This window comes from Pseudomonas gorinensis, from assembly GCF_042015035.1.
Classification (GTDB): Bacteria; Pseudomonadota; Gammaproteobacteria; order Pseudomonadales; family Pseudomonadaceae; genus Aquipseudomonas; species Aquipseudomonas gorinensis.
This window is the reverse complement of sequence record NZ_CP167125.1, coordinates 6079104-6104841: the sequence shown is the minus strand read 5'-3', so window position 1 is coordinate 6104841 and position 25738 is coordinate 6079104. Positions and strand designations below refer to the sequence as shown.

Genomic DNA, 25738 nt, shown 5'->3' with positions numbered 1-25738 from the left:
CCACCATGCAAGACTGGCAACACTCGGTGATCTACCAGATCTACCCCAAAAGCTTCCACAGCCACGCGGGTAACGCCACCGGTGACCTGCTGGGTATCGTGGATAAACTCGATTACCTCAAGTGGCTGGGGGTCGACTGCCTGTGGATCACCCCGTTCCTGCGTTCACCGCAGCGCGACAACGGCTACGACATCAGCGACTACTACGCCATCGATCCCAGCTACGGGACCATGGCCGACTGCGACCTGCTGATCAGCGAAGCAGCCCAGCGCGGCATCAAGCTGATGCTCGACATCGTGGTCAATCACACCTCCATCGAGCATGAGTGGTTCCAGCAGGCACGCAGCAGCCTCGACAACCCGTACCGTGACTTCTATATCTGGCGCGACCAGCCGAACAACTGGGAATCCAAGTTCGGTGGCTCAGCCTGGGAATACGAAGCGCAAACCGGCCAGTACTTCCTGCACCTGTTCGATCACACCCAGGCCGACCTCAACTGGGACAACCCCAAGGTGCGCGCCGAGGTGTTCAAGCTGATGCGCTTCTGGCGCGACAAGGGTGTGGGCGGTTTCCGCCTGGACGTGATCAACCTGATCTCCAAGCCCGCCGATTTCCCCGAAGACAACAGCGATGGCCGTCGCTTCTACACCGACGGCCCGAACGTGCATGCATACCTGCAGGAAATGCACCGCGAAGTCTTCGAGGGCCATGACCTGATCAACGTCGGCGAGATGTCGTCCACCAGCCTGGAACACTGCATCCGCTACTCGCGGCCGGAGTCCAAAGAGCTGTCGATGACGTTCAACTTTCATCACCTGAAAGTCGATTACCCGAACTTGCAGAAGTGGGTGCGCGCCGACTTTGATTTCCTGCAGCTCAAGCAGATCCTCTCTGATTGGCAACTCGGCATGCAGGCGGGTGGCGGCTGGAACGCACTGTTCTGGTGTAACCACGACCAGCCTCGAGTGGTCTCGCGATTTGGCGATGACGGCGAACACCGGGTGGTCTCGGCCAAGATGCTCGCCACGGCGTTGCACTTCCTCCAGGGCACGCCCTTTGTGTACCAGGGCGAAGAGCTGGGCATGACCAACCCAGGGTTCGACAAGATCGAGCACTACCGTGATGTCGAGACCCTGAACATCTTCCGCCTCAAGCGCGATGCGGGGGAGTCCGAGGCGTCGAGCATGGCGGCGATCATGCAGAAGTCCCGCGATAACGGGCGCACGCCCATGCAGTGGAGCAACCAGGCGAATGCCGGTTTCAGCACGGGCGAGCCGTGGATCGGTATCCCGGCCAATGCGGCGCAGATCAATGTCGAGCAGCAACTGGATGACCCGGACTCGGTGCTGCATCACTACCGCGCGCTGATCGCCTTGCGTCGCCATGAACCGCTGATTCAGGAGGGCGTTTACCGCCCGTTGCTGCAAGACCACCTTCAGGTCTGGGCATACCTGCGCGAAGGTCATGGCGAGCGGTTGCTGGTGCTGAACAACTTCTACGGCCAGCCGTGCGAGATCCAACTGCCCGGCAACGTGATCAGTGGGGGCACCGAGCAACGCCTGCTGATCAGCAACTACCCCGATTGCCCGATGCGTACCCGCACAGTCGTGCTGCGCCCCTACGAATCCTTTGTGCTGCACCTCAAGGACTGAGACCCGTTGTAAACCCCGTGTGGGAGCGCGGGGACGCGTTAAAAACATAATAAAAATATCGGAGCGCTTCATGAAAACAACAATAAAGCTGGGCCTAGTAGCATCGTGCCTGAGCCTGCCATTCGGCGCGCAGGCCCTGGAATTTGCCGGTTACCTGCGCAGTGGCGTGGGCACTTCAACCGGCAGTGGCAAGCAGCAGTGTTTCCAACTGCCGGGCGCGCAAACCAAATACCGCTTGGGCAACGAATGCGAGCAGTACGCCGAACTGGAATTGCGCCAGGACCTGCTGACCCTCGACGATGGTTCGGTGCTCAGCGTCGACGCCATGGCCTCCCTGTACAACCAATACGACCGCGCCCTTAAATTCCAGGGTGAAAACAACGGCTCGGCGCGCATGCCGCAGATGTATGCGCAATGGTCGAACCTGCCCAGTCTCAACGGCGGGTCGCTGTGGGCCGGGCGGCGTTACTACAAACGTAATGACATCCATATCTCCGACTTCTACTACTGGAACCAGAGCGCCACGGGCGGCGGTATCGAGGACGTGCTGATTGGCGACTTGAAATACAGCTACGCCCTTTCGCGCAAGGACAACCTGTACCAGAAGGAATACGCCACCCGTCACGATTTCAACGTCGCGGGCTTCAAGACCAACCCCGGTGGCGAGCTGGAGCTGGGCTTGAGCTACATCGAAAAGGCCGGCGGGCGCGATACCAACAGTGGCTGGGCGATCACGGCGCAGCACGTACAAAAGGCTTTCCTGGGCGGCAAGAACAAATTCGCCCTGCAGTACGGCGAAGGTCCTGGCACCGGCCTGGGCTACACCGGCAATACCGGCCTGGATAACAGCAGCAAAAGCTATCGCGCCGTCGAGTTTTTCGACTGGCAGGTGACCCCGCGTTTCGGCGGGCAGATCGAGGCGGTGTACCAGAAAGATATCCGCCCCGGCAGCCAGGACCAGACCTGGATGTCCGTCGGCGTGCGCCCGGCCTATGCGATCAGCGAGCAGTTCAAGCTGGTCACCGAACTCGGTCATGATCAGGTCGATGCCAGCGGTGGCACGCGCAAGCTGAGCAAGTTCACCTTCGCCCCGACCTGGTCGCCCAAAGGCCCGGATTTCTGGGCGCGGCCGGAGGTGCGTTTGTATTACACCTATGCCAGTTGGAACGACGCGGCCAAGCGTGCGGCGAATGAACTGGCGGCGGGTTCGGCGTTGTCCGACACCGGCGCCTACGGCACTGCGCGGCATGGCTCGAACGTCGGCGTGCAAGTCGAATACTGGTGGAAATGAGCCTTCGGGTGCACAGGGACTAAATGTGGGAGGGGGCTTGCCCCCGATAGCGGTGTTTCAGATAGGCATTTATTGGCTGGTACACCGTCATCGGGAGCAAGCCTCCGCCCACACGGATATCTACAGAACAAAACAGCAGGTGAAGTCATGACCGCAACTCAACCCCTGGAATTGCTGGCGCCCGTGTCGGGTGTGCTGCTGGCGCTGGATAAGGTGCCCGACCCTGTATTCTCCAGCCGCCTGATTGGCGACGGCCTGTGTATCGACCCCACCTCGCAGACCCTCTGCGCGCCACTGGCCGGGGTGATCAGCAATATCCAGGACAGTGGGCATGCGGTCAGCATCACCGATGACAATGGCGTGCAGGTGCTGGTGCACATCGGCCTGGACACCGTGAACCTGGCAGGCAAGGGATTTACCCGATTGGTCGAGGAAAGCCAGCGGGTGGAGGCCGGGCAACCGCTGATCGAATTCGATGCCGACTACGTGGCGCTCAACGCCCGTAGCCTGCTGACCTTGATGCTGGTGGTCAGTGGCGAGCCGTTTAGCGTGTTGGCAACCGATCTTGTGGAGGTCGGCCAACCGCTGTTGCAGTTATCCCCAGGTGAAGCCGTTGACGCAGTGGACGAAGAGGAGGGCGATGCGCTGTTCTCCAAGCCGTTGACCTTGCCCAATGCCAATGGTTTGCACGCCCGCCCGGCGGCGGTGTTCGCCCAGGCGGCGAAAGGTTTCAACGCAAGCATCTATCTGCACAAGCAAACCCAGAGCGCCAACGCCAAATCGCTGGTGGCGATCATGGCGTTGCAAACCGTGCACGGCGACACCTTGCAGGTGAGTGCGGCGGGTGAGGATGCCGAAGTGGCGATCACTGCGCTGGTGGCCTTGTTGGCTGAAGGCTGTGGCGAGGGGGTGGCGAGCGTGGCTGAAGCGGTCGTTACGCCACCCTCGGCGACCTTGCTGCGAGGCGTGTGCGCATCGCCGGGTTCGGCGTTTGGTCAGGTCGCTCAAGTGACTGAGCCTGAGCTGAGCATCCCTGAACAAGGTACGGGTGAAGCCACTGAACGTGCCGCTTTGGCGCGTGGCCTGCTGGCTGCCACCGAGGCATTGCAGGCTTTTCGGGATAAGGCCGCCGGCAGCGCCCAGGCAGAGATTTTCCGCGCCCATCAAGAATTGCTCGAAGACCCGACCTTGCTGGAACACGCTCACAGCCTGCTGGCTGAAGGCAAAAGCGCCGCCTTTGCCTGGAACAGTGCCACGCTGGCGACCGTCAAGCTATTTCAGGGGCTGGGCAATGCGCTGATCGCCGAGCGTGCGGCAGATCTGGCGGATGTTGGCCAGCGCGTGCTGAAACTGATCCTGGGCATTCAGGACAACGCCTGGGACTTGCCGGAGCGCGCAATCCTGATCGCTGAGCAATTGACCCCTTCGCAGACTGCCAGCCTGGATACACGCAAAGTGCTGGGTTTTGTCACCGTCGGCGGAGGCGCGACCAGCCACGTCGCGATCCTCGCCCGCGCCCTTGGCCTGCCGGCCATTTGCGGTGTTTCGGCCCAGGTACTGGGGTTGGCCAACGGCAAGCAGGTGTTGCTCGACGCCGACAAAGGCGAACTGCACTTGGACCCGGACCTGGCCGAAATCGAACAATTGGAAGCCGCCCGCAAGCAGCAGGTGCTTCGCCATCAACGCGATGTGGCGCAGGCGTCTTTGCCCGCCACCACCCGAGACGGTCATCACGTCGAAGTCACCGCCAACGTGGCCTCGTTGCAGGAAGTGGAGCAATCCCTGACCCTTGGCGGCGAAGGCGTCGGCCTGTTGCGTTCGGAGTTCCTCTACCTGGACCGCAACCGTGCGCCGGGCCCTGACGAACAAGCAGCCACCTACACGGCCATCGCCCGTGCCCTGGGCGCCGAGCGCAACCTGGTGGTGCGCACCTTGGACGTCGGTGGCGACAAACCCTTGGCTTATGTGCCGATGGACGCCGAAACCAACCCGTTCCTCGGGTTGCGCGGTATTCGCCTGTGCCTGGAGCGTCCCGAGCTGCTGCGCGAACAGTTCCGTGCGATCCTCGCCAGTGCCGGTTTTGCACGCCTGCATATCATGCTGCCGATGGTCAGCCTGCTCTCCGAGTTGCACCTGGCGCGCAAGATGCTCGAAGAAGAAGCGCTGGCCCTGGGGCTCACCGAGCTACCGAAGCTGGGCATCATGATCGAGGTGCCGTCTGCGGCGTTGATGGCGGATGTGTTTGCGCCCCATGTGGATTTCTTTTCGATCGGCACCAATGACCTGACCCAATACACCCTGGCCATGGACCGCGACCACCCGCGGCTGGCCGGCCAGGCCGACAGCTTTCACCCGGCGGTGCTGCGCCTGATCGCGACCACCGTCAAGGCCGCCCATGCCCACGGCAAGTGGGTGGGCGTGTGCGGGGCGTTGGCGTCCGAAGCCTTGGCCGTGCCGGTATTGATCGGGCTGGGGGTGGATGAGTTGTCTGTCAGTGTGCCGCTGATCCCGACCATCAAGGCCACCGTACGCGAGCTGGACCTGGCGGACTGCCAGATCATCGCCCGCCAGGTACTGGGCCTGGAAGAGGCCGCCCAAGTGCGCGAGGCCTTGCGCCTGTATCACGCGGCCACCGTTGAAACCTCACCTGTCGTGGAGCACTGAGCATGTTCGAGAAATTGCAGCGGGCGTTCTGGAAAGCCCTGACCCCGGATTTGATTGCCGAGACGGTAGCGCCGTCGACACCGAGTCTGTTGTCGGCCGATGTGCTGGATGCGCTCGGTGGTGCGGATAATCTCAAGACGCAACAGCGCGTGGCGTTGACGCGGGTGCGCGTGCAACTGCAGGACGCGGCGCGGGTGGATGTGGCGGCGTTAAAGGCGGCTGGAGTGCCGGGCGTGATGGTGTTGGCGGGAGGCACGGTACATCTGCTCACCGGCCTCCAGGGCCAGTAGCGAACGAGCGGTGGGAGTGCCGGTAGCAGGGGGCGGTCAGCTTGTCTGTGGCTGATCGAACCTCATCGGGAGCAAGCTCCCTCCCACATGGGCTTGGGGGGCTGGATGATCGGGTTTACAGCTGCGGGTTCTCTTCCGGCGGCTTGGTCTTGTTCACCCCAGGTACATGCAGGTTGCCTTCGACCACCTGATTACCTTCCAGCTGTGGCTGAGTTACCCAGGTGAGGATGTCGTAGTAGCGCCGGATGTTCGCCACGAAGTGCACCGGCTCGCCGCCACGGGCATAGCCGTAGCGGGTCTTGCTGTACCACTGCTTCTGCGACAGGCGCGGCAGCATCTTCTTCACGTCCAGCCACTTGTTCGGGTTCAGGCCGTCCTTCTGCGCCAGCTTGCGCGCGTCGTCCAGATGCCCGGTGCCCACGTTGTAAGCGGCCAGGGCAAACCAGGTACGGTCCGGCTCGGCGATATCATCGTCAAGCTCATCCTTGATCTTGGCCAGGTACTTGGCGCCGCCCATGATGCTTTGCTTGGCGTCCAGGCGGTTGGACACGCCCATGGCCTGGGCGGTGTTCTGGGTCAGCATCATCAGCCCGCGCACGCCGGTCTTGGAGGTGACCGCCGGTTGCCAGAGTGACTCCTGATAGCCGATGGCCGCCAACAGGCGCCAGTCGACCTTTTCTTCCTTGGCGTAGGCCTTGAAGTGTTTCTCGTACTTGGGCAAGCGCTGCTGCAAGTGCTGGGCAAACGTATAGGCGCCCATGTAGCCGAGCACATCGACGTGCCCGTAGTAGCGATCTTTCAGGCGCTGCAAGGTGCCGTTCTTGCCGACCTTGTCCAGGTAGCTGTTGACCTCGTTGAGCAGGCTGTTGTCGTCGCCGGCGGCCACGGCCCAGCTCTGGTGGCTGGCATCGCCGAGGTCGAACGCCACGCGCACGTTGGGGAAGTACACCTGGTTCATCGCCACTTCGTTGGAGTCCACCAGGGTCAGGTCGATCTGGCCTTCGTCGACCATGCGCAGCAGGTCGACTACTTCAACGGCGTCGGACTCTTCGTATTCGATGGCAGGATTCTGTTTTTTCAACTCCGCCAGTTGTTCGGCGTGGGTGCTGCCCTTGAGCACCATGATCTTCTTGCCCACCAGGTCCGCGGCGTTGGTGGGGCGCGATTGGCCGTTGCGATAGATGATCTGCGGGGTCACTTCCAGGTACGGGTGGGAAAAGCGTACCTGCTTCAGGCGCTGCTCGCTGCTCACCAGGCCGGCGGCAGCCAGGACCGGGCCGTTGGGTTTGCCCAGCTGGCCGAACAGGTCGTCGAGGTTGTCAGCGGTTTCGATTTCCAGCTTCACCCCCAGGTCGTCGGCAAAACGCTTGACCAGTTCGTATTCGAAACCGGTTTCACCGTTGCGGTCCTGGAAATACGTGGCCGGGCTGTTTCGGGTAATCACCCGCAATACGCCATCCTCCTTGATTCGCTCGAGCGTGCTGGGTTTATCAACACAGGCGCTGAGCATCAGGAAGAGTCCGGTTGCGATGAGCCATTTGGCGCACCGCGGGCGCAAAGCAGTAGGGGAGAACATCTGCGCAGTATACGCAAACGGCCCACGGCGCCATATCTCGACAGCGTGGGACTTGTCTGCTAGCGCCGGCAAAACTGTGCTGCAACCCGCAGAAACGTGGCTTGGCGAGTGATTGTGACGGTTAAAATAACTGCGCGGAATGCCACGGATAGCGTGCAATCGGTGCCAACTGACGTTCGGCAGCAGCCACCAGTAGCGTTTCGGGTGCCGTTGGCGGCGGTTTACGCTAGAATGCACGGCCTCAAAGCACACCCCCTTCCCGAGGCTGTCCCGAAGATGTTGATCCTGCGCGGCGCTCCTGCCCTTTCTGCCTTTCGCCACAGCAAACTCCTTGAGCAACTGAGCCAGAAGGTTCCAGCTGTTACAGGCCTGTATGCTGAATTTGCTCACTTCGCCGACGTTACCGGCGTCTTGACCGCCGACGAACAGCAAGTGCTGGCACGCCTTCTGAAGTACGGCCCAAGCGTTCCCGTTCAAGAGCCGACCGGCCGCTTGTTCCTGGTTCTGCCACGGTTCGGCACCATCTCGCCCTGGTCGAGCAAGGCCAGTGATATCGCCCGCAACTGCGGCCTTACGAGCATCCAGCGCCTGGAACGCGGGATTGCCTTCTATGTCGCCGGGCAGTTCAGCGAGACCGAAGCCGAGCTTATCGCCAGCAGCCTGCACGACCGCATGACCCAGATCATCGTCAGCCAGCTGGAACAGGCTGCCGGCCTGTTCAGCCACGCCGAGCCCAAGCCGCTGACCGCGATTGACGTGCTTGGCGGCGGTCGCGCCGCCCTCGAGAAGGCCAACACCGAACTGGGCCTGGCCCTGGCCGAAGACGAGATCGACTATCTGGTCAACGCTTTCAACGGCTTGAAGCGCAACCCGCACGACATCGAACTGATGATGTTCGCCCAGGCCAACTCCGAGCACTGCCGTCACAAGATCTTCAACGCCAGTTGGGACATCGACGGCGAAAGCCAGGAAAAAAGCCTGTTCGGCATGATCAAGAACACCTACGTGATGCACAGCGAAGGCGTTCTGTCGGCTTATAAGGACAACGCCTCGGTCATCGTCGGCAGCGTCGCCGGCCGTTTCTTCCCGGACCCCGAGACCCGCCAGTACGGCGCGGTGCAGGAGCCGGTGCACATCCTGATGAAAGTCGAGACTCACAACCACCCGACCGCGATTGCCCCGTTCCCGGGCGCAGCCACCGGTTCCGGCGGCGAGATCCGCGACGAAGGCGCCACCGGTCGTGGCGCCAAGCCAAAGGCCGGCCTCACCGGCTTTACCGTGTCCAACCTGCAGATCCCGGGCTTCGAACAGCCGTGGGAAGTGCCATACGGCAAGCCGGAGCGCATCGTTACCGCGCTGGACATCATGATCGAAGGCCCGCTGGGCGGCGCCGCGTTCAACAACGAATTCGGGCGCCCGGCACTGACCGGCTACTTCCGGACCTTCGAGCAATCCATCACCACCCCGCGTGGCGATGAAGTGCGCGGCTACCACAAGCCGATCATGTTGGCCGGCGGCATGGGCAACATCCGTGAAGAACACGTCAAGAAAGGCGAGATTCTGGTCGGTTCCAAGCTGATCGTCCTCGGCGGCCCGGCGATGCTGATCGGCCTGGGGGGCGGTGCTGCCTCCTCCATGGCCACCGGCACCAGCTCGGCGGACCTCGACTTCGCTTCCGTACAGCGCGAAAACCCAGAGATGGAGCGTCGCTGCCAGGAAGTCATCGACCGTTGCTGGCAGTTGGGTGACAAGAACCCGATCAGCTTCATCCACGACGTCGGCGCCGGTGGCTTGTCCAACGCCTTCCCGGAACTGGTCAACGATGGCGACCGCGGTGGCCGTTTCGAACTGCGCAACATTCCAAACGACGAGCCGGGCATGGCCCCGCACGAAATCTGGAGCAACGAGTCCCAGGAACGCTACGTACTGGCCGTCGGCCCTGAAGACTTTGCGCGCTTCCAGGCCATCTGCGAGCGCGAGCGCTGCCCGTTTGCCGTGGTTGGCGAAGCCACTGCCGAGCCGCAACTGACGGTCACCGACAGCCACTTCGGCAACAGCCCGGTGGACATGCCGCTCGAAGTGCTGCTGGGCAAGGCCCCGCGCATGCACCGTTCGGCCGTACGTGAAGCCGAGCTGGGCGATGATTTCGACCCGAGCACGCTGGACCTGGCCGACAGCATCGAACGCGTGCTGCACCACCCGGCCGTGGCGAGCAAAAGCTTCCTGATCACCATTGGCGACCGCACCATCACTGGCCTGGTGGCCCGTGACCAGATGGTCGGCCCATGGCAAGTGCCGGTGGCTGACGTTGCCGTCACCGCCACCAGCTTCGACGTCTACACCGGTGAAGCCATGGCCATGGGCGAGCGCACGCCGCTGGCCCTGCTGGATGCTCCGGCGTCGGGACGCATGGCCATTGGTGAAACCCTCACCAACATCGCGGCGTCGCGCATCGGCAAACTGTCCGACATCAAGTTGTCGGCCAACTGGATGTCCGCTGCCGGCCACCCCGGTGAAGACGCGCGCCTGTACGACACCGTCAAGGCGGTCGGCATGGAGCTGTGCCCGGAACTGGGGATCACCATTCCGGTGGGCAAGGACTCCATGTCCATGGCCACCCGTTGGAACGAAGACGGCACCGACAAGAGCGTCACTTCGCCGCTGTCGCTGATCGTCACCGGTTTCGCACCGGTCACCGACATCCGCCAGACCCTGACCCCGCAACTGCGCATGGACAAGGGCACCACCGACCTGATCCTGATCGACCTGGGCCGTGGCCAGAACCGCATGGGCGCCTCGATCCTCGCGCAAACCCATGGCAAGCTCGGCAAGCATGCGCCGGACGTCGATGATGCCGAAGACCTCAAGGCCTTCTTCGCCGTGATCCAGGGCCTCAACGCCGACGGCCACCTGCTGGCCTACCACGACCGTTCCGACGGTGGCCTGCTGACCAGCGTTGTAGAGATGGCGTTTGCCGGTCACTGCGGCTTGAACCTGGTGCTCGACAGCGTTGCCGAGGATGCTTCTGAAATCAACGGCATCCTGTTCAACGAAGAGCTGGGCGCCGTGATCCAGGTGCGCCAGGACGCGACCCCGGACGTACTTGCACAGTTCAGCGCCGCCGGCCTGGGCGATTGCGTGGCAGTGATCGGCCAGCCGATCAACAACGGCCAGATCGACATTGTCTTCAATGGCGACACCGTTTTCGAAGGCCAGCGCCGTCTGCTGCAACGCCAGTGGGCGGAAACCAGCTACCAGATCCAGCGCCTGCGCGACAACGCCGACTGCGCCGAGCAGGAGTTCGACCTGATCCTGGAAGAAGACAATCCGGGCCTGAGCACCAAGCTCAGCTTCGACGTCAACCAGGACATCGCCGCGCCGTACATCAAGAAAGGCATTCGTCCACAAGTCGCCGTACTGCGTGAGCAGGGCGTCAACGGCCAGGTCGAAATGGCGGCCGCGTTCGACCGCGCCGGCTTCAACGCGATCGACGTGCACATGAGCGATATCCTCGCCGGTCGCGTTGACCTCAACGAGTTCAAGGGCCTGGTGGCCTGCGGTGGCTTCTCCTACGGCGACGTCCTGGGTGCCGGTGAAGGCTGGGCCAAGTCGGCTCTGTTCAACAGCCGTGCCCGCGACGCGTTCCAAGGCTTCTTCGAGCGCAACGACAGCTTCACGCTGGGTGTGTGCAACGGTTGCCAGATGATGTCCAACCTGCATGAGCTGATCCCGGGCAGCGAGTTCTGGCCGCACTTTGTGCGTAACCGTTCCGAGCAGTTCGAAGCCCGTGTTGCCATGGTGCAGGTACAGGAGTCCAACTCGATCTTCCTGCAAGGCATGGCTGGTTCGCGCATGCCGATCGCCATCGCCCACGGTGAAGGCCATGCCGAGTTCGAAAGCGAAGAAGCCCTGCTGGAAGCCGACCTGTCCGGTTGCGTGGCCATGCGTTTCGTCGACAACCACGGCAAGGTCACCGAAAACTACCCGGCCAACCCGAACGGCTCGCCGCGCGGGATCACCGGCCTCACCAGCCGCGACGGCCGCGTCACCATCATGATGCCGCACCCGGAGCGTGTATTCCGCGCGGTGCAGAACTCGTGGCGCCCGGAAGAGTGGAACGAAGACGGCGCCTGGATGCGCATGTTCCGCAACGCTCGCGTGTGGGTGAACTAAGGCGGTGTACAAGCTCAGCTTCTTTGTGCCCGACAGCCATGTGGAGACGGTGAAGACCGCCGTCTTCGCAGCCGGTGGCGGGCGCATCGGCGACTACGACAGCTGCGCCTGGCAAGTGCTGGGCCAGGGCCAATTCCGCGCGTTGGACGGCAGCCAGCCGTTTATCGGGCAGGTGGGCCAGGTTGAAGTGGTTGAAGAGTGGAAGGTTGAGCTGGTGGTGGCCGATGAGTCGATCGTGGCTGCTGTGGCGGCGTTGAAGCTCAGCCATCCGTATGAAACACCGGCGTATGAGGTGTGGCAGTTGGCGGATTTTTGATTCGCCGGCTGTAAAAACAAGAAACCCGCTGGGCCAGTTTGGCCAGCGGGTTTTTTGTTGCCTGAACAGGCCCTATCGCGGGCGAGCCCGGCTCCCACATTGTTGATCTGCGAATACATTCAAACTGTGGGAGCTGGCTTGCCTGCGATGAGCATGGGTATCTACGCAACTTTCAGACCTTGAGAACTCTCCCTGTGGCGAGCGGGCTTGCCCCGCGTTGGGCTGCGCAGCAGCCCTAAAACCTCAGTCCGCGGTCTATCTGAAACAGCGCGGTGATCTTAGTGGGGCTGCTTCGCAGCCCAACGCGGGGCAAGCCCGCTCGCCACAACAGCCCTGTCTGCCGGGGGGGGCAGCGTTGAGCCTAAGTTGTGTAGATACCCATGCTGCGATGAGGCCCATACAGGCAAAGATCAACTACGCCCCCGCCCCAATCTGCCGACCACTGACCAACCGCTCCAGCGCCTCACCCAACCCCGACGCCTTGGCACCAATCAGCAAGTGCCAAACACCACTGTCGAGTTGAGTAATACCTTGGCATCCAAGCGCCACAAGCTGAGTTTCGGACAACACCGAATCATCCCCCAGTTCCACCCGCAACCGGGTTATCGCCATCGCTTCCAGCTGACGCACATTCCCTCGGCCACCCAAGGCTGTCAGCCATTTCTCGGCGTCCTCCGCATTCACCGCAACCGGCTTATCCACAGCTGCAACGCCCGCTGGACTTGCAGCAACAAACGCCGGCATCGCCAAGCGAATCTCATCGGCAATGCTATCGGCCATCGGCCCGACTACCACCTGCAAGCTCCCGCCATTTCCGGGCCGAACCACAGCCATGGCGCCCAGAGCTTTGAGTTGCGCATCCACGACCTTGTTGCGATCCACCATATCCAGGCGCAGGCGCGTGGTGCAGGCGCCGACGCTTAGCAAATTCTCTGCACCACCCAGGGCCTGGATATAAGCGGTGGCCCGCTGGTTATCTGTCATCGCTTCGGTTTGTACGACTTGAATATCTTCACGCCCTGGCGTCTTCAGGTTGAACCGACGAATGCAGTAGTTGAACACGCTGTAGTAGATCACCGCATAGGCCAACCCAACCGGGAACACCAACCAGCCATGGGTGGACTTGCCCCAACCCAGCACCATGTCGATAAACCCACCGGAGAAGGTAAAGCCCAGGTGGATATCCAGCATGTTGGTCACGGCCATCGACAGGCCGGTAAGCACTGCGTGAATCAGGTAAAGAAACGGTGCGAGGAACATGAACGCAAATTCAATCGGCTCGGTGACACCTGTCAGAAACGAAGTCAGCGCCATCGACAGGAAAATCCCGCCCATCACCTTGCGCCGCTCCGGCAACGCATTGCGGTACATCGCCAGGCACGCAGCCGGAAGGCCGAACAGCATCACCGGGAACATGCCGGTCATGAACTGGCCGCCTTTGGGGTCGCCGGCGAAATAGCGCGTGAGGTCGCCGGTGACAACCGCGCCGGTCACGGGGTCGGTAAAGGTGCCAAATACGAACCAGGCCATGTTGTTGAGGATGTGGTGCAGGCCGGTGACGATCAGCAGGCGGTTGAATACGCCGAACACGAACGCGCCCAGGCTGCCGCTTTCCATCAGCAGCACGCCGAAGCTGTTGATACCGTGCTGGATCGGTGGCCAGATCAGGCCGAAGATCACGCCCAGGCCGACTGCGCTGAAGCCCGTGACAATCGGCACAAAGCGTCGCCCGCCAAAGAAGGCCAGGTACTCCGGGAGCTTGATGTCCTTGAAGCGGTTATACAGCCCGCCCGCCATTAGGCCGCTGGCGATACCGGCGAGCATGCCCATGTTGATGGTCGAGTCCATCACCTTGAGGGTAGAGACCATGACCAGGTAACCAATCGCGCCGGCCAGCCCGGCGGTGCCGTTATTGTCGCGGGCAAAACCCACGGCGATACCGATGGCGAAGATCAGCGCCAGGTTGGCGAAGATCGCTTGCCCGGCATCGTGCATCACCGCGATGTTGAGCAGGTCGGTGTCACCCAGGCGCAGCAAGAGGCCGGCGATCGGCAGAATCGCGATCGGCAGCATCAGCGCGCGGCCGAGCCGTTGCAGGCCTTCGATAAAGTATTGGTACATGGCGTGTCTCCCTGTTCTTGTTGTTTTCAGCTCAGCGGCCAGTGGTGTTGACAGGCTTGGCGAACGGCCTTGGCACTGCTCAGGTCGAGCAGCCCTTGGCTCAGTTGCCGGCATTGCGCCGCGTCCAAGTGACGGACGCGGTCCTTGATTTCTCCGATTTGCGGCGGGCTCACGGACAGTTCGCTGACCCCCAGGCCAACCAGTACGGGAGTCGCCAAGGGGTCGGACGCCAGGGCGCCGCACACGCCGACCCAACGCCCATGCTGGGCCGCGCCCGCGCAAGTCTGCGCGATCAGCCGCAGCAGCGCCGGGTGCAGAGCATCCACCCGCGCAGCTAAACCTGCGTGGTCGCGGTCCATGGCCAGGGTGTACTGGGACAGGTCATTGGTGCCGATGGACAAGAAGTCCGCATGCTTGGCCAGTTGTTCGGCCATCAGCGCGGCGGCGGGCACTTCGATCATCACCCCCAGTTCCGGGCGTTGGGTCAGCTCCAGTGCCATACACAGTTCATCCAGGCGTTGGCGGATGTGCAGCAGTTCGTCGACTTCGCTGACCATTGGCAGCAGGATGCGGCAGCGCGCCAGCGGGCTGACTTGCAGCAGGGCACGCAGTTGCTGGTCGAGTACCTCGGGGCGCACCTGGGCCAGGCGAATGCCGCGCAGGCCGAGCACGGGGTTGGCCTCCACCGGCAGTGGCAGATAGTCGAGCTGCTTGTCGCCGCCCACGTCGATAGTGCGGATGATCACCGACTTGTCGCCCATGGCATCCAGCACGGCCTGGTAGGCCTGGCGCTGTTCCTGTTCGTCCGGCGCAGTGCGGCGGTCGACGAAGAGGAATTCGGTACGCAACAGGCCGACGCCATCGGCGCCGTTTTCAAACGCCACCTGGGCTTCGGCGCTGGAGGCGACATTGGCGGCGACTTCGATGCCCACCCCATCGCGAGTGCGTGCTGGCAATTGGGCCTGGGCCTGTTGCTGCTGGCGCCGCTGTTGCTGTGCGTCACGCAGCTGATGCACCTGGGCATGGCGCGCCTCGCTGGGGGCCAGTTCCAGGCGACCGTTGGCCGCGTCCAGCACCACCCGTTGGCCTTGTGGCACATCGAGTACGTCGGCGCCCAATGCCACCACGCACGGCAAGCCTTTGCCCCGGGCCAGGATCGCGACGTGGGAGGTGGCGCCACCCTCGGCCATGCAGATGCCCGCCGCCTGTTGTGCACTCAATTGCAGCAGGTCTGAAGGGGTCAGTTCATGGGCGCTGACAATGGCGCCAGGGGGCAATTCGAAATGCCAGGCTTCACCCAACAGCGCCCGCAGCACCCGTTGTTGCAGGTCGCGCAGGTCATTGGCGCGTTCGGCAAACAGCGGCTTGCCCAGGGCCAGCAAGACCGCGCATTGCGCCTGGATTGCATCGCGCCAGGCGTGGGTGGCGGCGCTGCCGTGTTCGATCGCGCGGGTGGCGGCGTCCAGCAGGGCCGGATCCTCCAGTAAGGCGAGGTGGGCGGCGAAGATGTCTTCTTCTTCGGCATTTTTGCGCTGGCGGGCGTGGGCCAGGGTCTGGCGGATATCACCGCGCACGTGCTCAAGGGCCGCATCCAGCCGTTGCAGTTGTTCGTCGGCGCGGTGGTTACCGGTATCGGCCGGCAACTCGATGCCGGTCAACCGGAACAGTGGCCCGCACACCAGGCCCGGTGCTGCGCACACCCCTTGCAGTACACCGGTTTCAGTATTCGCACGACGTGGAGTGGCGGTTACCGGCGCGTGAGGTTCTGCGCTGATGGCGACTGACAGTGCGGCGACCAATGCCTGCAACGCCGCCTCGCAATCCTTGCCACGACAGCTGACGCGAACCTCGTCGCCTTCGCCAATGCCCAACCCCATCAAGCCAATCAGGCTGTCGCACGCCGCCGACTTGCCGGCGAAATGCAACTGCGCCTGGCTGCTGAACCCCTGGGCGGTCTTGCGAATCAACGCCGCTGGGCGCGCATGCAAACCGCCGCGGTGGGTGATGCGCACGTTGGCGCTGGCTTCTGCGGCCGAGTTATCCACAGCCGTCTGCGTCGAGGCCGTTGAGCGCAGGCTCACCCGCAGCAGCGGTTCACCGACCTTGACTGTATTGAGTGCCAGCGGTGTCAGCGCGAAGCGATCGCTATTGGTCAGAATGATCAGGCTGACCAGGCTTTTGCACTGGCGCGCAATCCGGTCCAGGTCAAACTGCACCAACGCCTGCCCCTGGCTGACACGGGCGCCTTCCTTGACCAGCAGCGCGAAGCCTTCGCCATTGAGCTCCACCGTGTCGATACCCACATGCAGCAGCAACTCGGCGCCGTTGTCCGTGCGAATCGTCAGGGCGTGGCCGGTGCGGGCGACATGGATGATCACCCCGTCACACGGCGCATGCAGGCAGTCATTCAGGGGGTCGATGGCAATACCGTCGCCCATTGCGCCACTGGCGAAGACTTCGTCGGGAACGTTGCCCAGGGGCAGCACCGGCCCGCTTAACGGGGCGCTGAGGGTCAGTTGATTATTGTTGTTGGACATGGGCACGGTACTCATCAGGAAAACGCAGCAATCGACTCAGTGAGTGCGGGTCACTTTGCTCAGGTGGCGTGGCTGGTCGGGGTCCATTCCACGGGCGACCGCCAGGCCGGCGGCCATCACGTAGAAACTCTGGATGGCCAGAATCGGGTCCAGGCTCGGGTGTTCGGCGCGGCTCAAGGTCAGGTCGCGTTCGGCGATATCGTCCGGCGCGGCCAGCAATACGCGGGCGCCGCGTTGGCGCATGTCGGCGGCCAGGCTCAGCAATCCCGGTTGTTCGGCGCCGCGGGGGGCGAACACCAGCAGCGGGTAGTTTTCGTCGATCAAGGCCATCGGCCCGTGGCGCACTTCGGCGCTGCTGAAGGCTTCGGCCTGGATCGCCGAGGTTTCCTTGAGTTTGAGCGCGGCTTCCTGGGCGATGGCAAACCCGGCGCCACGGCCGATCACCATCAATTGCTGGCAGCCGCGCAGGGCGTCGATGGCTTTCGTCCAATCCTGCCTGGCGGCTTCGCGCAGGTGATCGGGCAGCGCGTGGCAGGCTTGCAACAAATCCGCCTCCTGGTTCCAGTGGCCGATCAACTGCGCGCTGGCGCTGAGGGTAGCGATAAAGCTTTTGGTCGCGGCCACGCTTTGTTCCGGCCCGGCGCACAGCGGCAGGTGGAACTCGCAAGCGGCTTGCAGCGGCGAGTCTTCGGCGTTGACCAGCGAAATGCTCAAGGCGCCGCGTTTGCGCAGCAGGCGCAGGCTATCGACCAGGTCCGGGCTCTGGCCGGACTGGGAAAAGCCGAAAGTCACCTGGCCGCTGACCTTCAAGGGCGCTTGCAGCAAGGTCACCACCGACATCGGCAACGACGCCACCGGAATGCCCACGTGCTGCATGGCCAGGTAGGCGAAGTAGCTGGCGGCGTGGTCCGAACTGCCACGGGCTATGGTCATCGCCACTTGCGGCGGCTGGCGGCGCAGGCGGCCGGCGACCTCTTCCAGCCGCGGGTTCAGACGTTGCAACTGCGCCGCGACGGCGTCACAGGAGGCCAAGGCCTCTTCAAGCATTTTGGAAGACAATGGCTTCTCCTTCGACCATGACGTCGGTGAGGTGCAGGGAACGGTCCAGGCGCACGCAGTCGGCAAAGCTGCCGGGTTGTAGGCGCCCGCGTTCTTCCAGGCCGAGGTAGTCCGCGGGAAATTGCGACAGGCGTTGTGAGGCTTCGCTGATGGGCAGGCCGATTTTCACCAGGTTGCGAAGCGCCTGGTCCATGGTCAGGGTGCTGCCGGCGAGGGTGCCGTCGGCCAGGCGCACGCCGCCCAGGCATTTGGTCACGGTGTGGCTGCCCAGCTTGTATTCGCCGTCCGGCATGCCGGCGGCGGCGGTGGAGTCGGTGACGCAATACAGGCACGGGATCGAACGCAGGGCCACGCGCATGGCGCCAGGGTGGACGTGCAGCAAGTCCGGGATCAGTTCGGCGTACTGTGCGTGGGCCAGCGCGGCCCCCACGATGCCAGGCTCGCGGTGATGCAGCGGGCTCATGGCGTTGTACAGGTGGGTGAAGCTGGTAGCGCCAGCGGCGAGGGCGGCGACGCCTTCTTCATAGCTGCCCAGGGTGTGGCCGATCTGCATGCGCACACCACGTGCACTGAGGGCGCGGATCAGACTGTCATGCCCGGCGATTTCCGGGGCGATGGTGATCACGCGGATCGGCGCCAGGCGCAGGTAGGCTTCCACTTCCGCCATCAATGCGGTGTGGGCGAAGTTGGGCTGCGCGCCGAGTTTGCCTGGGTTGATGTAAGGACCTTCCAGGTGCACACCCAATACGCGGGCGGTGCCGGTTGGACGGTTGTCGCTATAGGTACCGATATCGCCCAGCACGCGGGAAATTTCCTCGACCGGCGCGGTCATGGTGGTGGCCAGCAGCGAGGTGGTGCCAAAGCGCACGTGGGTGCCGGTGATGGTCTCGAACGCGTCGATGCCTTCCATGATGTCTTTGCCGCCGCCGCCATGGACGTGCAGGTCAATAAAGCCTGGCAGCAGGTAGGGCAGGTCGTTGTCGGCCGGGTCGCAAGGCGCGCCTTCAATGGCGACGACCTTGCCGTGTTCATGGACCACGCGGCCGCGAATCCAGCCGTGGGGCGTCAGGATGTTGTCTTCGGACATGGGCAGTTCTCTAAGGCCGCATTCGCGGCAAAGTCATATCGACGCGGCTTTCTAACGTCGAAGCTCGGCGACAAAGTCGTAGTAGTCGTTGCGGCAGTAGGTGTCGGTGATTTCAATCGGCGTGTTGTCGGCGGTGTAGCCGACACGGGTCATCAGCAGCATGGCGGTGCCTGGAGCAATGCCGACCAGCGTGGCGAACTCGTCCGAGGCATTGATCGCCTGGATATGCTGCAAGGCGCGCACGATGGGTTTGCCGATGCCTTCGAGGTATTCGTACAGCGAGTTACCGATGGCTTGTGGGTGCGGCAGCACCGAGGCGGGCATGGCGGTCATTTCGATTGCCATTACCGTGTCATCAGCCTTACGCAGGCGCTTGAGCCGCGCCACTTTGTCAGTCGGTGACAGGCCCAGGCGGATCAGCTCTTCGTGGGTCGGCGGGGTGATTTCGCGTTCCAGCCACTGCGAACTGGGTACGAAGCCCTTGAGCCGCAGCATCTCGCTGAAGCCCGACAGGCGCGACAGCGGTTGCTCCAGGCGAGGCGTGATGAAGGTGCCAGAGCCCTGGCTGCGGCGGATCAGGCCTTGGGTAAACAACACTTCCAGTGCCTTGCGGGCGGTGACCCGGGAAATGCTCAATTGCTCGCTGAGGGCGCGTTCCGATGGCAGCGCCTGTTCGGATTTCCACTGGCCGGCATGGATCGCCGCTTCCAGGTTGCGGGCCAATTGCAGGTACAGCGGCGTGGATTGTTTGCCGTCGGGGCGCAGCGTCAGGATGGGGTTCATCGTTAAGGTTTCCGATGCGGTTATTGGAGTGTTGTCGCCCGGTAATGGCCGGAAATTAATACCACTTAAATACCATGTCAATGCTGCCAAAACAGTGCGGGCACTGGTTTCAGGGCATGCTAATGGTGCATGGTATCAAGTGGTATTAGAGAGGTCTTTTGGACGCGCAGAGCTGCGCAGCCCGCGGGGTGAACTGGTATTCACCGGCAGGCGCTGCCGAGGGCAGGAAATTTTTTTAATTAATCTACCAACGGTCGAAGGCTACGGCCGGATCTCGATCAGGGTGCCGTCCTTGACCAGGTTCCAGACTTCACGCATATCGACGTTACGCATGCCGATACAGCCGTCGGTCCAGTCCAGGGTGTGGAACAACTGCTCCGGGTAGTCTTCGCTGTCGGGCGTGCCGTGGATCATGATCATGCTGCCGGGCTTCACGCCCTCGCGGCGGGCGCGCGCAGAATCACTGATATTGGGGTAGGAGATGTGCATCGACAGGTAGTAGCTGTCGCTGGTCTTGCGCCAGTCAATCCAGTAGAGGCCTTCCGGTGTGCGACGGTCGCCCTCGAACAGCTTGGGCCCCTTGGGGTTTTTACCCAGGGAAATGCGATAGGTCTTGAGGGGCTTGCCGTCATTGATCAATTGCAACTGATGGGCGGACTTGAGGACCAGGATTTTCTCGACCGTTTTGCCGCCCAGGGTTTCCAGGGTGGAAGCCGGCGACAACGTGGCGAACGACAGGCAGAGCAAAGCAAACAACCAACGCATTAAAACGACTTCCCTTTGGCGACGATCGGCAGGATTGTTATTGGGCGGGCTTGGACAGCGGCGGTATGGCTTCGCTGCGCACCGGGAATGATTGCTGCCGACGGTCGGCAAAGAAATACTCCAGGGTCCGCCCGACGGTACGGAACGCCAGCTCGGACCACGGGATATCGGCTTCGTTGAACAGTTTGACTTCCAGGCTCTCGGGGCCGGCGGCAAAGTCCAGGTCCATCAGCTCGGCGCGATAGAACACATGCACTTGGCTGATGTGCGGTACATCGATCAACGTATAGATGCTCAGGTTGCGCACGCGGGCACAGGCTTCTTCCATGGTTTCGCGCATGGCGGCCTGTTCCACGGTCTCGCCGTTCTCCATGAAGCCCGCAGGCAAGGTCCAGTAGCCCAGGCGTGGCTCGATGGCACGGCGGCACAGCAGCACTTGCTCACCCCACACCGGCACGGTACCGGCAACGATATTAGGGTTCTGGTAGTGAATGGTCTGACAGTGATCACACACAAAGCGCAGGCGTGCGTCGCCTTCGGGAATGCGTTGGGTGACCGGTTTACCGCACTGGCTGCAGAAGTTCATGCTGGGGTTCCTGGAAAGTGCGTCTATCTTGGCGTGGGCGGCAGGGCCCTGCAAGTTGTCGTTTCGCGACAGCCCTCAGGTTTTGGGGTTGGGCGCCCGGCAGCTTTGGTGCATGATGCAAGGTAGCCAACAGATCGAGATGACTCATGCTGGACGAGCTACTTCGCCGGGTAAGCAATCACACGCCGCATACGCTGGAAACCGACGGGCGTTTCCCCGAGGCCGCCGTGCTGGTGCCGATTACTCGCAGTGACGAACCTGAGCTGATCCTGACCCTGCGCGCCAGCGGCCTGTCGACCCATGGCGGCGAAGTCGCGTTTCCTGGCGGGCGCCGCGATCCGGAAGACCCGGACCTGATCTTTACCGCCTTGCGCGAGGCCGAAGAAGAAATCGGCCTGCCGCCTGGCCTGGTCGAGGTGATCGGCCCCTTGAGCCCACTGATTTCCCTGCATGGCATTCGCGTCACCCCGTATGTGGGCGTGATCCCCGATTACGTCGAATACCTGGCCAACGACGCCGAAATCGCCGCTGTCTTCAGTGTGCCGCTCGATTTTTTCCGCCAGGACCCTCGCGAGCATACGCACCGTATCGACTACCAAGGGCGCAGTTGGTATGTGCCGAGCTACCGGTTTGGCGAATACAAGATCTGGGGGCTTACGGCCATTATGATTGTCGAGCTGATCAACCTGCTTTATGACGATGCCAATATCAGCCTGCATCACCCACCCAAGAGCTTCATCAATACTTAAGCCATCGTCTCCAATGGCAAGCCGTGAGGAAAAACCATGAAATACCGCTTGGGCGACGCCCGCGTCGAGACGCATCCACACAGCTGGGTGGCTCCCAATGCCACGCTGGTGGGCAAGGTCAGGCTGGAGGAGGGCGCCAACGTCTGGTTCAACGCGGTGTTGCGCGGCGACAACGAGCTGATCCTGATCGGTAAGAACAGCAACGTGCAGGACGGCAGCGTGATGCACACCGACATGGGCTACCCGCTGACTCTTGGCACCGGTGTGACCATCGGCCATAACGCCATGCTGCATGGCTGCACGGTCGACGACTACAGCCTGATCGGCATCAACGCGGTGATCCTCAACGGCGCGAAGATCGGCAAGCACTGCATCATTGGCGCCAACTCGCTGATCGGCGAAGGCAAGGAAATTCCCGATGGCTCGCTGGTGATGGGCTCGCCGGGCAAAGTGGTGCGTGAGTTGACCGAGGCTCAGAAGAAGATGCTCGAAGCCAGCGCTGCGCACTATGTGCATAACGCCCAGCGTTATGCGCGGGATCTGGTCGAGCAGGCAGAATGAACCCGGCAGAACGCCCTGTCGCCTCGCCGTGCGTGAGCATTTGCGCATTGGACGATGACGATCTCTGCACCGGTTGCCAGCGCACGGTGGATGAAATTACGCGTTGGAGTCGCATGGACAATGCCGAGCGGCGGGTGGTGCTGGGCTTGTGTCATGAGCGGGCGGTGGCGGCTGGGTTGGTGTTTATGGCTTCTGGTAAATCCGGCGCCTGATGGGTCGCCATCGGGGGCAAGCCCCCTCCCACACTTAACCGCGTTTAATCTGTAGAAATGCGGTCAAAATGTGGGAGGGGGCTTGCCCCCGATGAGGCCCTCCCAGACGACATATTTCAAAATGTGAAGTACCCTGTGCCCCTTGTTCACAGGTCCCTCGCCCCATGCTCTTCCTGATCGCCTACATCAGCAGCGTCGTGCTGATCAACTTTGCCTTCTCCACCGCGCCGCATCTGGATGTGATCTGGTCTGCCTGGGGCGGCCTGGTGTTTATCCTGCGCGACATGGTGCAAACCCGCTTCGGTCATGGCGCGATCCTCGCCATGCTGGCGGCGCTGGTGCTGTCGTATATCACCTCCGATCCGTCCATCGCCCTGGCCAGTGCCACGGCGTTCGCGGTGTCCGAGTGCATCGACTGGCTGGTGTTCAGCATCACCAGGCGCCCGCTCCATGACCGCCTGTGGATCAGCTCGGCGCTGAGCATTCCCCTCGATACCTTTATCTTTTTCGGCTTGATCGGCGCTCTGACCCCAGCGGTGGTGGGCACCGCCCTGGCGTCGAAATTCGCTGGGGTCACCGTGGTGTGGCTGATCATGGCCTGGCGTCTGCGCAAGCGCGCCGTCGCCAACTGAGGCCAATTTTTACAGTTCATGTAAAATGCCGGCCTTTCTCCCCATGATCCGCTCCCCTGAGGACCTGAGATGACCCGAATCGGAACTCCATTGTCGCCAACCGCGACCCGCGTTTTGCTGTGTGGCTGCGGTGAGCTGGGCAAGGAAGTGGTAATCGAACTGCAACGCCTGGGCGTTGAAGTGATTGCCGTGGATCGCTACGCCAACGCGCCGGCCATGCAGGTTGCCCACCGTAGCCATGTGATCAACATGCTCGACGGCGCCGCCCTGCGTGCAGTGATCGAGGCGGAAAAACCGCACTTCATCGTGCCGGAAATCGAAGCCATCGCCACCGCCACCCTGGTGGAGCTGGAGGCCGAAGGCTTCACCGTGATCCCGACCGCGCGCGCCACGTCGCTGACCATGAACCGCGAAGGTATCCGTCGCCTGGCCGCCGAAGAGCTGGACCTGCCGACCTCGCCGTACCACTTCGCCGACACCTTCGAAGCCTACAGCAAGGCTGTGCAGGACCTGGGCTTCCCGTGCGTGGTCAAGCCGGTGATGAGCTCCTCGGGCAAGGGCCAGAGCCTGCTGCGCAGCAGCGACGACGTGCAGAAAGCCTGGGACTACGCCCAGGAAGGCGGGCGTGCCGGTAAAGGCCGGGTGATCATTGAAGGCTTTATCGACTTCGACTACGAAATCACCCTGCTGACCGTGCGTCATATCGGCGGCACCACTTTCTGCGCGCCGGTCGGCCACCGTCAGGAGAAAGGCGACTATCAGGAATCCTGGCAGCCTCAGGCCATGAGCCCGATCGCCCTGGCAGAGTCCGAGCGCGTAGCCAAGGCCGTAACCGACGCCCTGGGTGGCCGTGGCCTGTTTGGCGTGGAGCTGTTCATCAAGGGTGATCAGGTATGGTTCAGCGAAGTGTCGCCGCGCCCGCACGATACCGGCCTGGTGACCCTGATTTCCCAGGACCTGTCGCAATTCGCACTGCACGCCCGCGCCATCCTGGGCCTGCCGATTCCATTGATTCGCCAGTTCGGCCCTTCGGCGTCGGCGGTGATCCTGGTGGAAGGGCAGTCGACCCAGACCGCATTCGCCAACCTCGGCGCCGCCTTGAGCGAGCCGGACACGGCGTTGCGTCTGTTTGGTAAGCCAGAAGTGAATGGCCAACGCCGCATGGGCGTGGCGCTGGCGCGGGATGAGTCGATTGAAGCGGCTCGGGCTAAGGCGACCCGTGCTTCCCAAGCGGTTGTTGTAGAGCTCTAAAAGCATCGGGGGCAAGGCCCCTCCCACACTTAACCGCGTTTAATCTGTAGGAATGCGGTCAAAATGTGGGAGGGGCGGTGCGACGATTCGACTTGCCCCCGATAGCGATCTATCAGACGACGCGATTCAGATCGTTATTGCGCGTCTCTTTCAGGCACAGCACCGCAATCAAGCTGAGCAACGCTGCCGCCGACACATACCCGCCGACATAACTCAGCCCACCCATCGCCACCAGCTTGGTCGCGAAGAACGGTGCCGCCGATGCGCCGACGATCCCGCCCAGGTTATACGCTGCCGAAGCCCCGGTATAACGCACGCGGGTCGGGAACAATTCCGGCAGCAGCGCGCCCATTGGGGCGAAGGTCACCCCCATCAGGAACAACTCCAACGCCAGGAACAGCGCCACGGCCCAGGTCGAACCGTGGGTCAACAGCGGCTCCATGGTGAAGCCCGACAGGATGGCCAGGATCGCGCCGACGATCAGCACCGGCTTGCGCCCGAATCGATCACTGGCCAGCGCCGCCAGCGGTGTCGCCAGCCCCATGAACAGCACCGCGAAGCACAGCAACCCAAGGAACGTTTCGCGGCTGTAGCCCAGCGTCGAAACGCCATAGCTCAGGGAGAACGCGGTGGTGATATAGAACAGTGCATAGCACACCACCATCGACGCGGCGCCCAGCAGGACGGGCAGCCAATGCTGGCTGAACAGCTCCACCAACGGCACCTTCACCGGCGCCTGCTTGGACACGGCATTGGCGAACACTGGGGTTTCGTGCAGTTTCAGCCGTGCATACAGGCCGACCATCACCAGGGCTGCGCTGAGGATGAACGGGATACGCCAGCCCCAGCTGCGGAACTGCTCGTCGTTCAGGTTCATGGCCAGGATCAGGAATAAGCCGTTGGCCGCCAGGAATCCGATCGATGGGCCCAGTTGCGGGAACATGCCGAACCAGGCGCGCTTGCCCTTGGGCGCGTTCTCGGTGGCCAGCAATGCGGCGCCACCCCATTCCCCGCCAAGGCCCAGGCCTTGGCCGAAACGCAGCACGCACAGCAGGATCGGCGCCCAGGCGCCAATGCTGTCATAGCCCGGCAGCAAACCGATCAGCGTGGTGCACACCCCCATCAGCAGCAGCGAGGCCACCAGAGTCGATTTGCGGCCGATACGGTCACCAAAGTGGCCGAACAGCGCCGAACCCAGCGGGCGGGCGATAAACGCGATACCGAAGGTCAGGAACGACGCCAGCATCTGCGCGGTACCGGACGACTGCGGGAAGAAGACCGGGCCGATCACCAGTGCCGCCGCGGTGGCATAGATATAGAAATCGTAGAACTCGATGGCGGTGCCGACGATGCTGGCGGTGGCAACGCGGGCGGTCGAGTTGGTCGGGGCGGCGGTTGCGGCCTCGTTATAGGTGGTGCTCATGGAGGTATCC

General features: G+C 62.5%; 20 protein-coding genes. 11 read left to right on the top strand and 9 right to left on the bottom strand.

Going from position 1 to position 25738, the window contains the following annotated elements; genetic code table 11:
* Positions 1–5: 5 nt before the first annotated feature.
* The 4 genes from treC to AB7933_RS27860 all read left to right on the top strand — a co-directional run bounded on the left by treC (position 6) and on the right by AB7933_RS27860 (position 5897).
* Entirely contained in the window at positions 6–1652 is a 1647-nt protein-coding gene (gene treC, locus AB7933_RS27875; protein ID WP_024077259.1) for an alpha,alpha-phosphotrehalase, read from the top strand.
* A 70-nt stretch (positions 1653–1722) separates the two neighbouring features.
* Positions 1723–2943, top strand: a complete 1221-nt coding sequence (locus AB7933_RS27870) for a maltoporin (RefSeq protein WP_024077258.1) — start codon at positions 1723–1725, stop codon at positions 2941–2943.
* A gap of 147 nt (positions 2944–3090) precedes the next feature.
* A complete protein-coding gene (ptsP, locus tag AB7933_RS27865) occupies positions 3091–5607 on the top strand; it encodes a phosphoenolpyruvate--protein phosphotransferase (RefSeq protein WP_024077257.1) in 2517 nt (838 codons plus the stop codon).
* A gap of 2 nt (positions 5608–5609) precedes the next feature.
* Positions 5610–5897 carry a PTS transporter subunit EIIB gene (locus tag AB7933_RS27860; RefSeq protein ID WP_024077256.1) on the top strand — a complete coding sequence of 96 codons (288 nt, stop codon included), beginning with the start codon at positions 5610–5612 and terminating at the stop codon, positions 5895–5897.
* A 115-nt stretch (positions 5898–6012) separates the two neighbouring features.
* Here the strand turns inward: AB7933_RS27860 and mltF are convergent, their stop codons facing one another.
* A complete protein-coding gene (gene mltF / locus AB7933_RS27855; protein ID WP_024077255.1) occupies positions 6013–7473 on the bottom strand; it encodes a membrane-bound lytic murein transglycosylase MltF in 1461 nt (486 codons plus the stop codon).
* Between the two features lie 276 nt (positions 7474–7749).
* Here mltF and purL point away from each other — a divergent pair, with 276 nt between their 5' ends.
* A complete protein-coding gene (gene purL, locus AB7933_RS27850) occupies positions 7750–11646 on the top strand; it encodes a phosphoribosylformylglycinamidine synthase (protein ID WP_024077254.1) in 3897 nt (1298 codons plus the stop codon).
* Between the two features lie 4 nt (positions 11647–11650).
* Positions 11651–11962 (top strand): NIF3 1, encoded by a 312-nt coding sequence (locus tag AB7933_RS27845; RefSeq protein WP_024077253.1) that lies wholly within the window; start codon positions 11651–11653, stop codon positions 11960–11962.
* A 414-nt stretch (positions 11963–12376) separates the two neighbouring features.
* Here the strand turns inward: AB7933_RS27845 and nagE are convergent, their stop codons facing one another.
* The 7 genes from nagE to AB7933_RS27810 form a co-directional block, all read right to left on the bottom strand.
* Positions 12377–14083 carry an N-acetylglucosamine-specific PTS transporter subunit IIBC gene (nagE, locus tag AB7933_RS27840; RefSeq protein WP_024077252.1) on the bottom strand — a complete coding sequence of 569 codons (1707 nt, stop codon included), beginning with the start codon at positions 14081–14083 and terminating at the stop codon, positions 12377–12379.
* A 26-nt stretch (positions 14084–14109) separates the two neighbouring features.
* A complete protein-coding gene (gene ptsP, locus AB7933_RS27835) occupies positions 14110–16620 on the bottom strand; it encodes a phosphoenolpyruvate--protein phosphotransferase (RefSeq protein WP_041161014.1) in 2511 nt (836 codons plus the stop codon).
* A 36-nt stretch (positions 16621–16656) separates the two neighbouring features.
* Positions 16657–17667, bottom strand: coding sequence for an SIS domain-containing protein (locus tag AB7933_RS27830; RefSeq protein WP_041161013.1), 1011 nt, complete (start codon positions 17665–17667; stop codon positions 16657–16659).
* On the bottom strand, positions 17660–18766 hold the full coding sequence (gene nagA, locus AB7933_RS27825) for an N-acetylglucosamine-6-phosphate deacetylase (RefSeq protein ID WP_024077249.1): 1107 nt from the start codon (positions 18764–18766) through the stop codon (positions 17660–17662). Before nagA ends, AB7933_RS27830 begins: the two co-directional genes overlap by 8 nt.
* A gap of 51 nt (positions 18767–18817) precedes the next feature.
* The gene (locus AB7933_RS27820; RefSeq protein WP_024077248.1) at positions 18818–19549 is read right to left on the bottom strand and encodes a GntR family transcriptional regulator; all 732 of its coding nucleotides are present in this window, start codon (positions 19547–19549) and stop codon (positions 18818–18820) included.
* Positions 19550–19810: 261 nt separating this feature from the next.
* The gene (locus AB7933_RS27815; RefSeq protein ID WP_024077247.1) at positions 19811–20314 is read right to left on the bottom strand and encodes a L,D-transpeptidase family protein; all 504 of its coding nucleotides are present in this window, start codon (positions 20312–20314) and stop codon (positions 19811–19813) included.
* Positions 20315–20351: 37 nt separating this feature from the next.
* Positions 20352–20900 (bottom strand): NUDIX hydrolase, encoded by a 549-nt coding sequence (locus AB7933_RS27810; RefSeq protein ID WP_024077246.1) that lies wholly within the window; start codon positions 20898–20900, stop codon positions 20352–20354.
* Between the two features lie 146 nt (positions 20901–21046).
* On the opposite strand from AB7933_RS27810, the gene AB7933_RS27805 reads away from it, so the two are divergent.
* The 5 genes from AB7933_RS27805 to purT all read left to right on the top strand — a co-directional run bounded on the left by AB7933_RS27805 (position 21047) and on the right by purT (position 24305).
* The gene (locus tag AB7933_RS27805) at positions 21047–21649 is read left to right on the top strand and encodes a CoA pyrophosphatase (RefSeq protein WP_024077245.1); all 603 of its coding nucleotides are present in this window, start codon (positions 21047–21049) and stop codon (positions 21647–21649) included.
* 36 nt (positions 21650–21685) lie between these two features.
* Complete coding sequence (locus tag AB7933_RS27800) at positions 21686–22210, top strand: gamma carbonic anhydrase family protein (protein WP_024077244.1); 525 nt, start codon at positions 21686–21688, stop codon at positions 22208–22210.
* On the top strand, positions 22207–22422 hold the full coding sequence (locus AB7933_RS27795; RefSeq protein WP_024077243.1) for a DUF1289 domain-containing protein: 216 nt from the start codon (positions 22207–22209) through the stop codon (positions 22420–22422). The genes AB7933_RS27800 and AB7933_RS27795 overlap by 4 nt, the downstream gene beginning before the upstream one ends.
* 164 nt (positions 22423–22586) lie before the next feature.
* Positions 22587–23054: a VUT family protein gene (locus AB7933_RS27790; RefSeq protein ID WP_024077242.1), complete on the top strand. Its 468-nt coding sequence runs from the start codon at positions 22587–22589 to the stop codon at positions 23052–23054.
* Between the two features lie 69 nt (positions 23055–23123).
* Entirely contained in the window at positions 23124–24305 is a 1182-nt protein-coding gene (gene purT / locus AB7933_RS27785; protein ID WP_024077241.1) for a formate-dependent phosphoribosylglycinamide formyltransferase, read from the top strand.
* 112 nt (positions 24306–24417) lie between these two features.
* Here the strand turns inward: purT and AB7933_RS27780 are convergent, their stop codons facing one another.
* Complete coding sequence (locus AB7933_RS27780) at positions 24418–25728, bottom strand: MFS transporter (protein WP_024077240.1); 1311 nt, start codon at positions 25726–25728, stop codon at positions 24418–24420.
* Positions 25729–25738: the final 10 nt, after the last annotated feature.

What these genes read in the sequence shown, in the direction of transcription:
- AB7933_RS27810 (WP_024077246.1), bottom strand. Translation starts at nt 20,900, where the DNA reads ATGAACTTCTGCAGCCAGTGCGGTAAACCGGTCACCCAACGCATTCCC.
- purL (WP_024077254.1), top strand. Translation starts at nt 7,750, where the DNA reads ATGTTGATCCTGCGCGGCGCTCCTGCCCTTTCTGCCTTTCGCCACAGC.
- nagE (WP_024077252.1), bottom strand. Translation starts at nt 14,083, where the DNA reads ATGTACCAATACTTTATCGAAGGCCTGCAACGGCTCGGCCGCGCGCTG.
- AB7933_RS27800 (WP_024077244.1), top strand. Translation starts at nt 21,686, where the DNA reads ATGAAATACCGCTTGGGCGACGCCCGCGTCGAGACGCATCCACACAGC.
- AB7933_RS27870 (WP_024077258.1), top strand. Translation starts at nt 1,723, where the DNA reads ATGAAAACAACAATAAAGCTGGGCCTAGTAGCATCGTGCCTGAGCCTG.
- AB7933_RS27820 (WP_024077248.1), bottom strand. Translation starts at nt 19,549, where the DNA reads ATGAACCCCATCCTGACGCTGCGCCCCGACGGCAAACAATCCACGCCG.
- ptsP (WP_024077257.1), top strand. Translation starts at nt 3,091, where the DNA reads ATGACCGCAACTCAACCCCTGGAATTGCTGGCGCCCGTGTCGGGTGTG.
- AB7933_RS27815 (WP_024077247.1), bottom strand. Translation starts at nt 20,314, where the DNA reads ATGCGTTGGTTGTTTGCTTTGCTCTGCCTGTCGTTCGCCACGTTGTCG.
- nagA (WP_024077249.1), bottom strand. Translation starts at nt 18,766, where the DNA reads ATGTCCGAAGACAACATCCTGACGCCCCACGGCTGGATTCGCGGCCGC.
- AB7933_RS27790 (WP_024077242.1), top strand. Translation starts at nt 22,587, where the DNA reads ATGCTCTTCCTGATCGCCTACATCAGCAGCGTCGTGCTGATCAACTTT.
- AB7933_RS27830 (WP_041161013.1), bottom strand. Translation starts at nt 17,667, where the DNA reads ATGCTTGAAGAGGCCTTGGCCTCCTGTGACGCCGTCGCGGCGCAGTTG.
- mltF (WP_024077255.1), bottom strand. Translation starts at nt 7,473, where the DNA reads ATGTTCTCCCCTACTGCTTTGCGCCCGCGGTGCGCCAAATGGCTCATC.
- treC (WP_024077259.1), top strand. Translation starts at nt 6, where the DNA reads ATGCAAGACTGGCAACACTCGGTGATCTACCAGATCTACCCCAAAAGC.
- ptsP (WP_041161014.1), bottom strand. Translation starts at nt 16,620, where the DNA reads ATGTCCAACAACAATAATCAACTGACCCTCAGCGCCCCGTTAAGCGGG.
- AB7933_RS27780 (WP_024077240.1), bottom strand. Translation starts at nt 25,728, where the DNA reads ATGAGCACCACCTATAACGAGGCCGCAACCGCCGCCCCGACCAACTCG.
- AB7933_RS27860 (WP_024077256.1), top strand. Translation starts at nt 5,610, where the DNA reads ATGTTCGAGAAATTGCAGCGGGCGTTCTGGAAAGCCCTGACCCCGGAT.
- AB7933_RS27795 (WP_024077243.1), top strand. Translation starts at nt 22,207, where the DNA reads ATGAACCCGGCAGAACGCCCTGTCGCCTCGCCGTGCGTGAGCATTTGC.
- AB7933_RS27805 (WP_024077245.1), top strand. Translation starts at nt 21,047, where the DNA reads ATGCTGGACGAGCTACTTCGCCGGGTAAGCAATCACACGCCGCATACG.
- purT (WP_024077241.1), top strand. Translation starts at nt 23,124, where the DNA reads ATGACCCGAATCGGAACTCCATTGTCGCCAACCGCGACCCGCGTTTTG.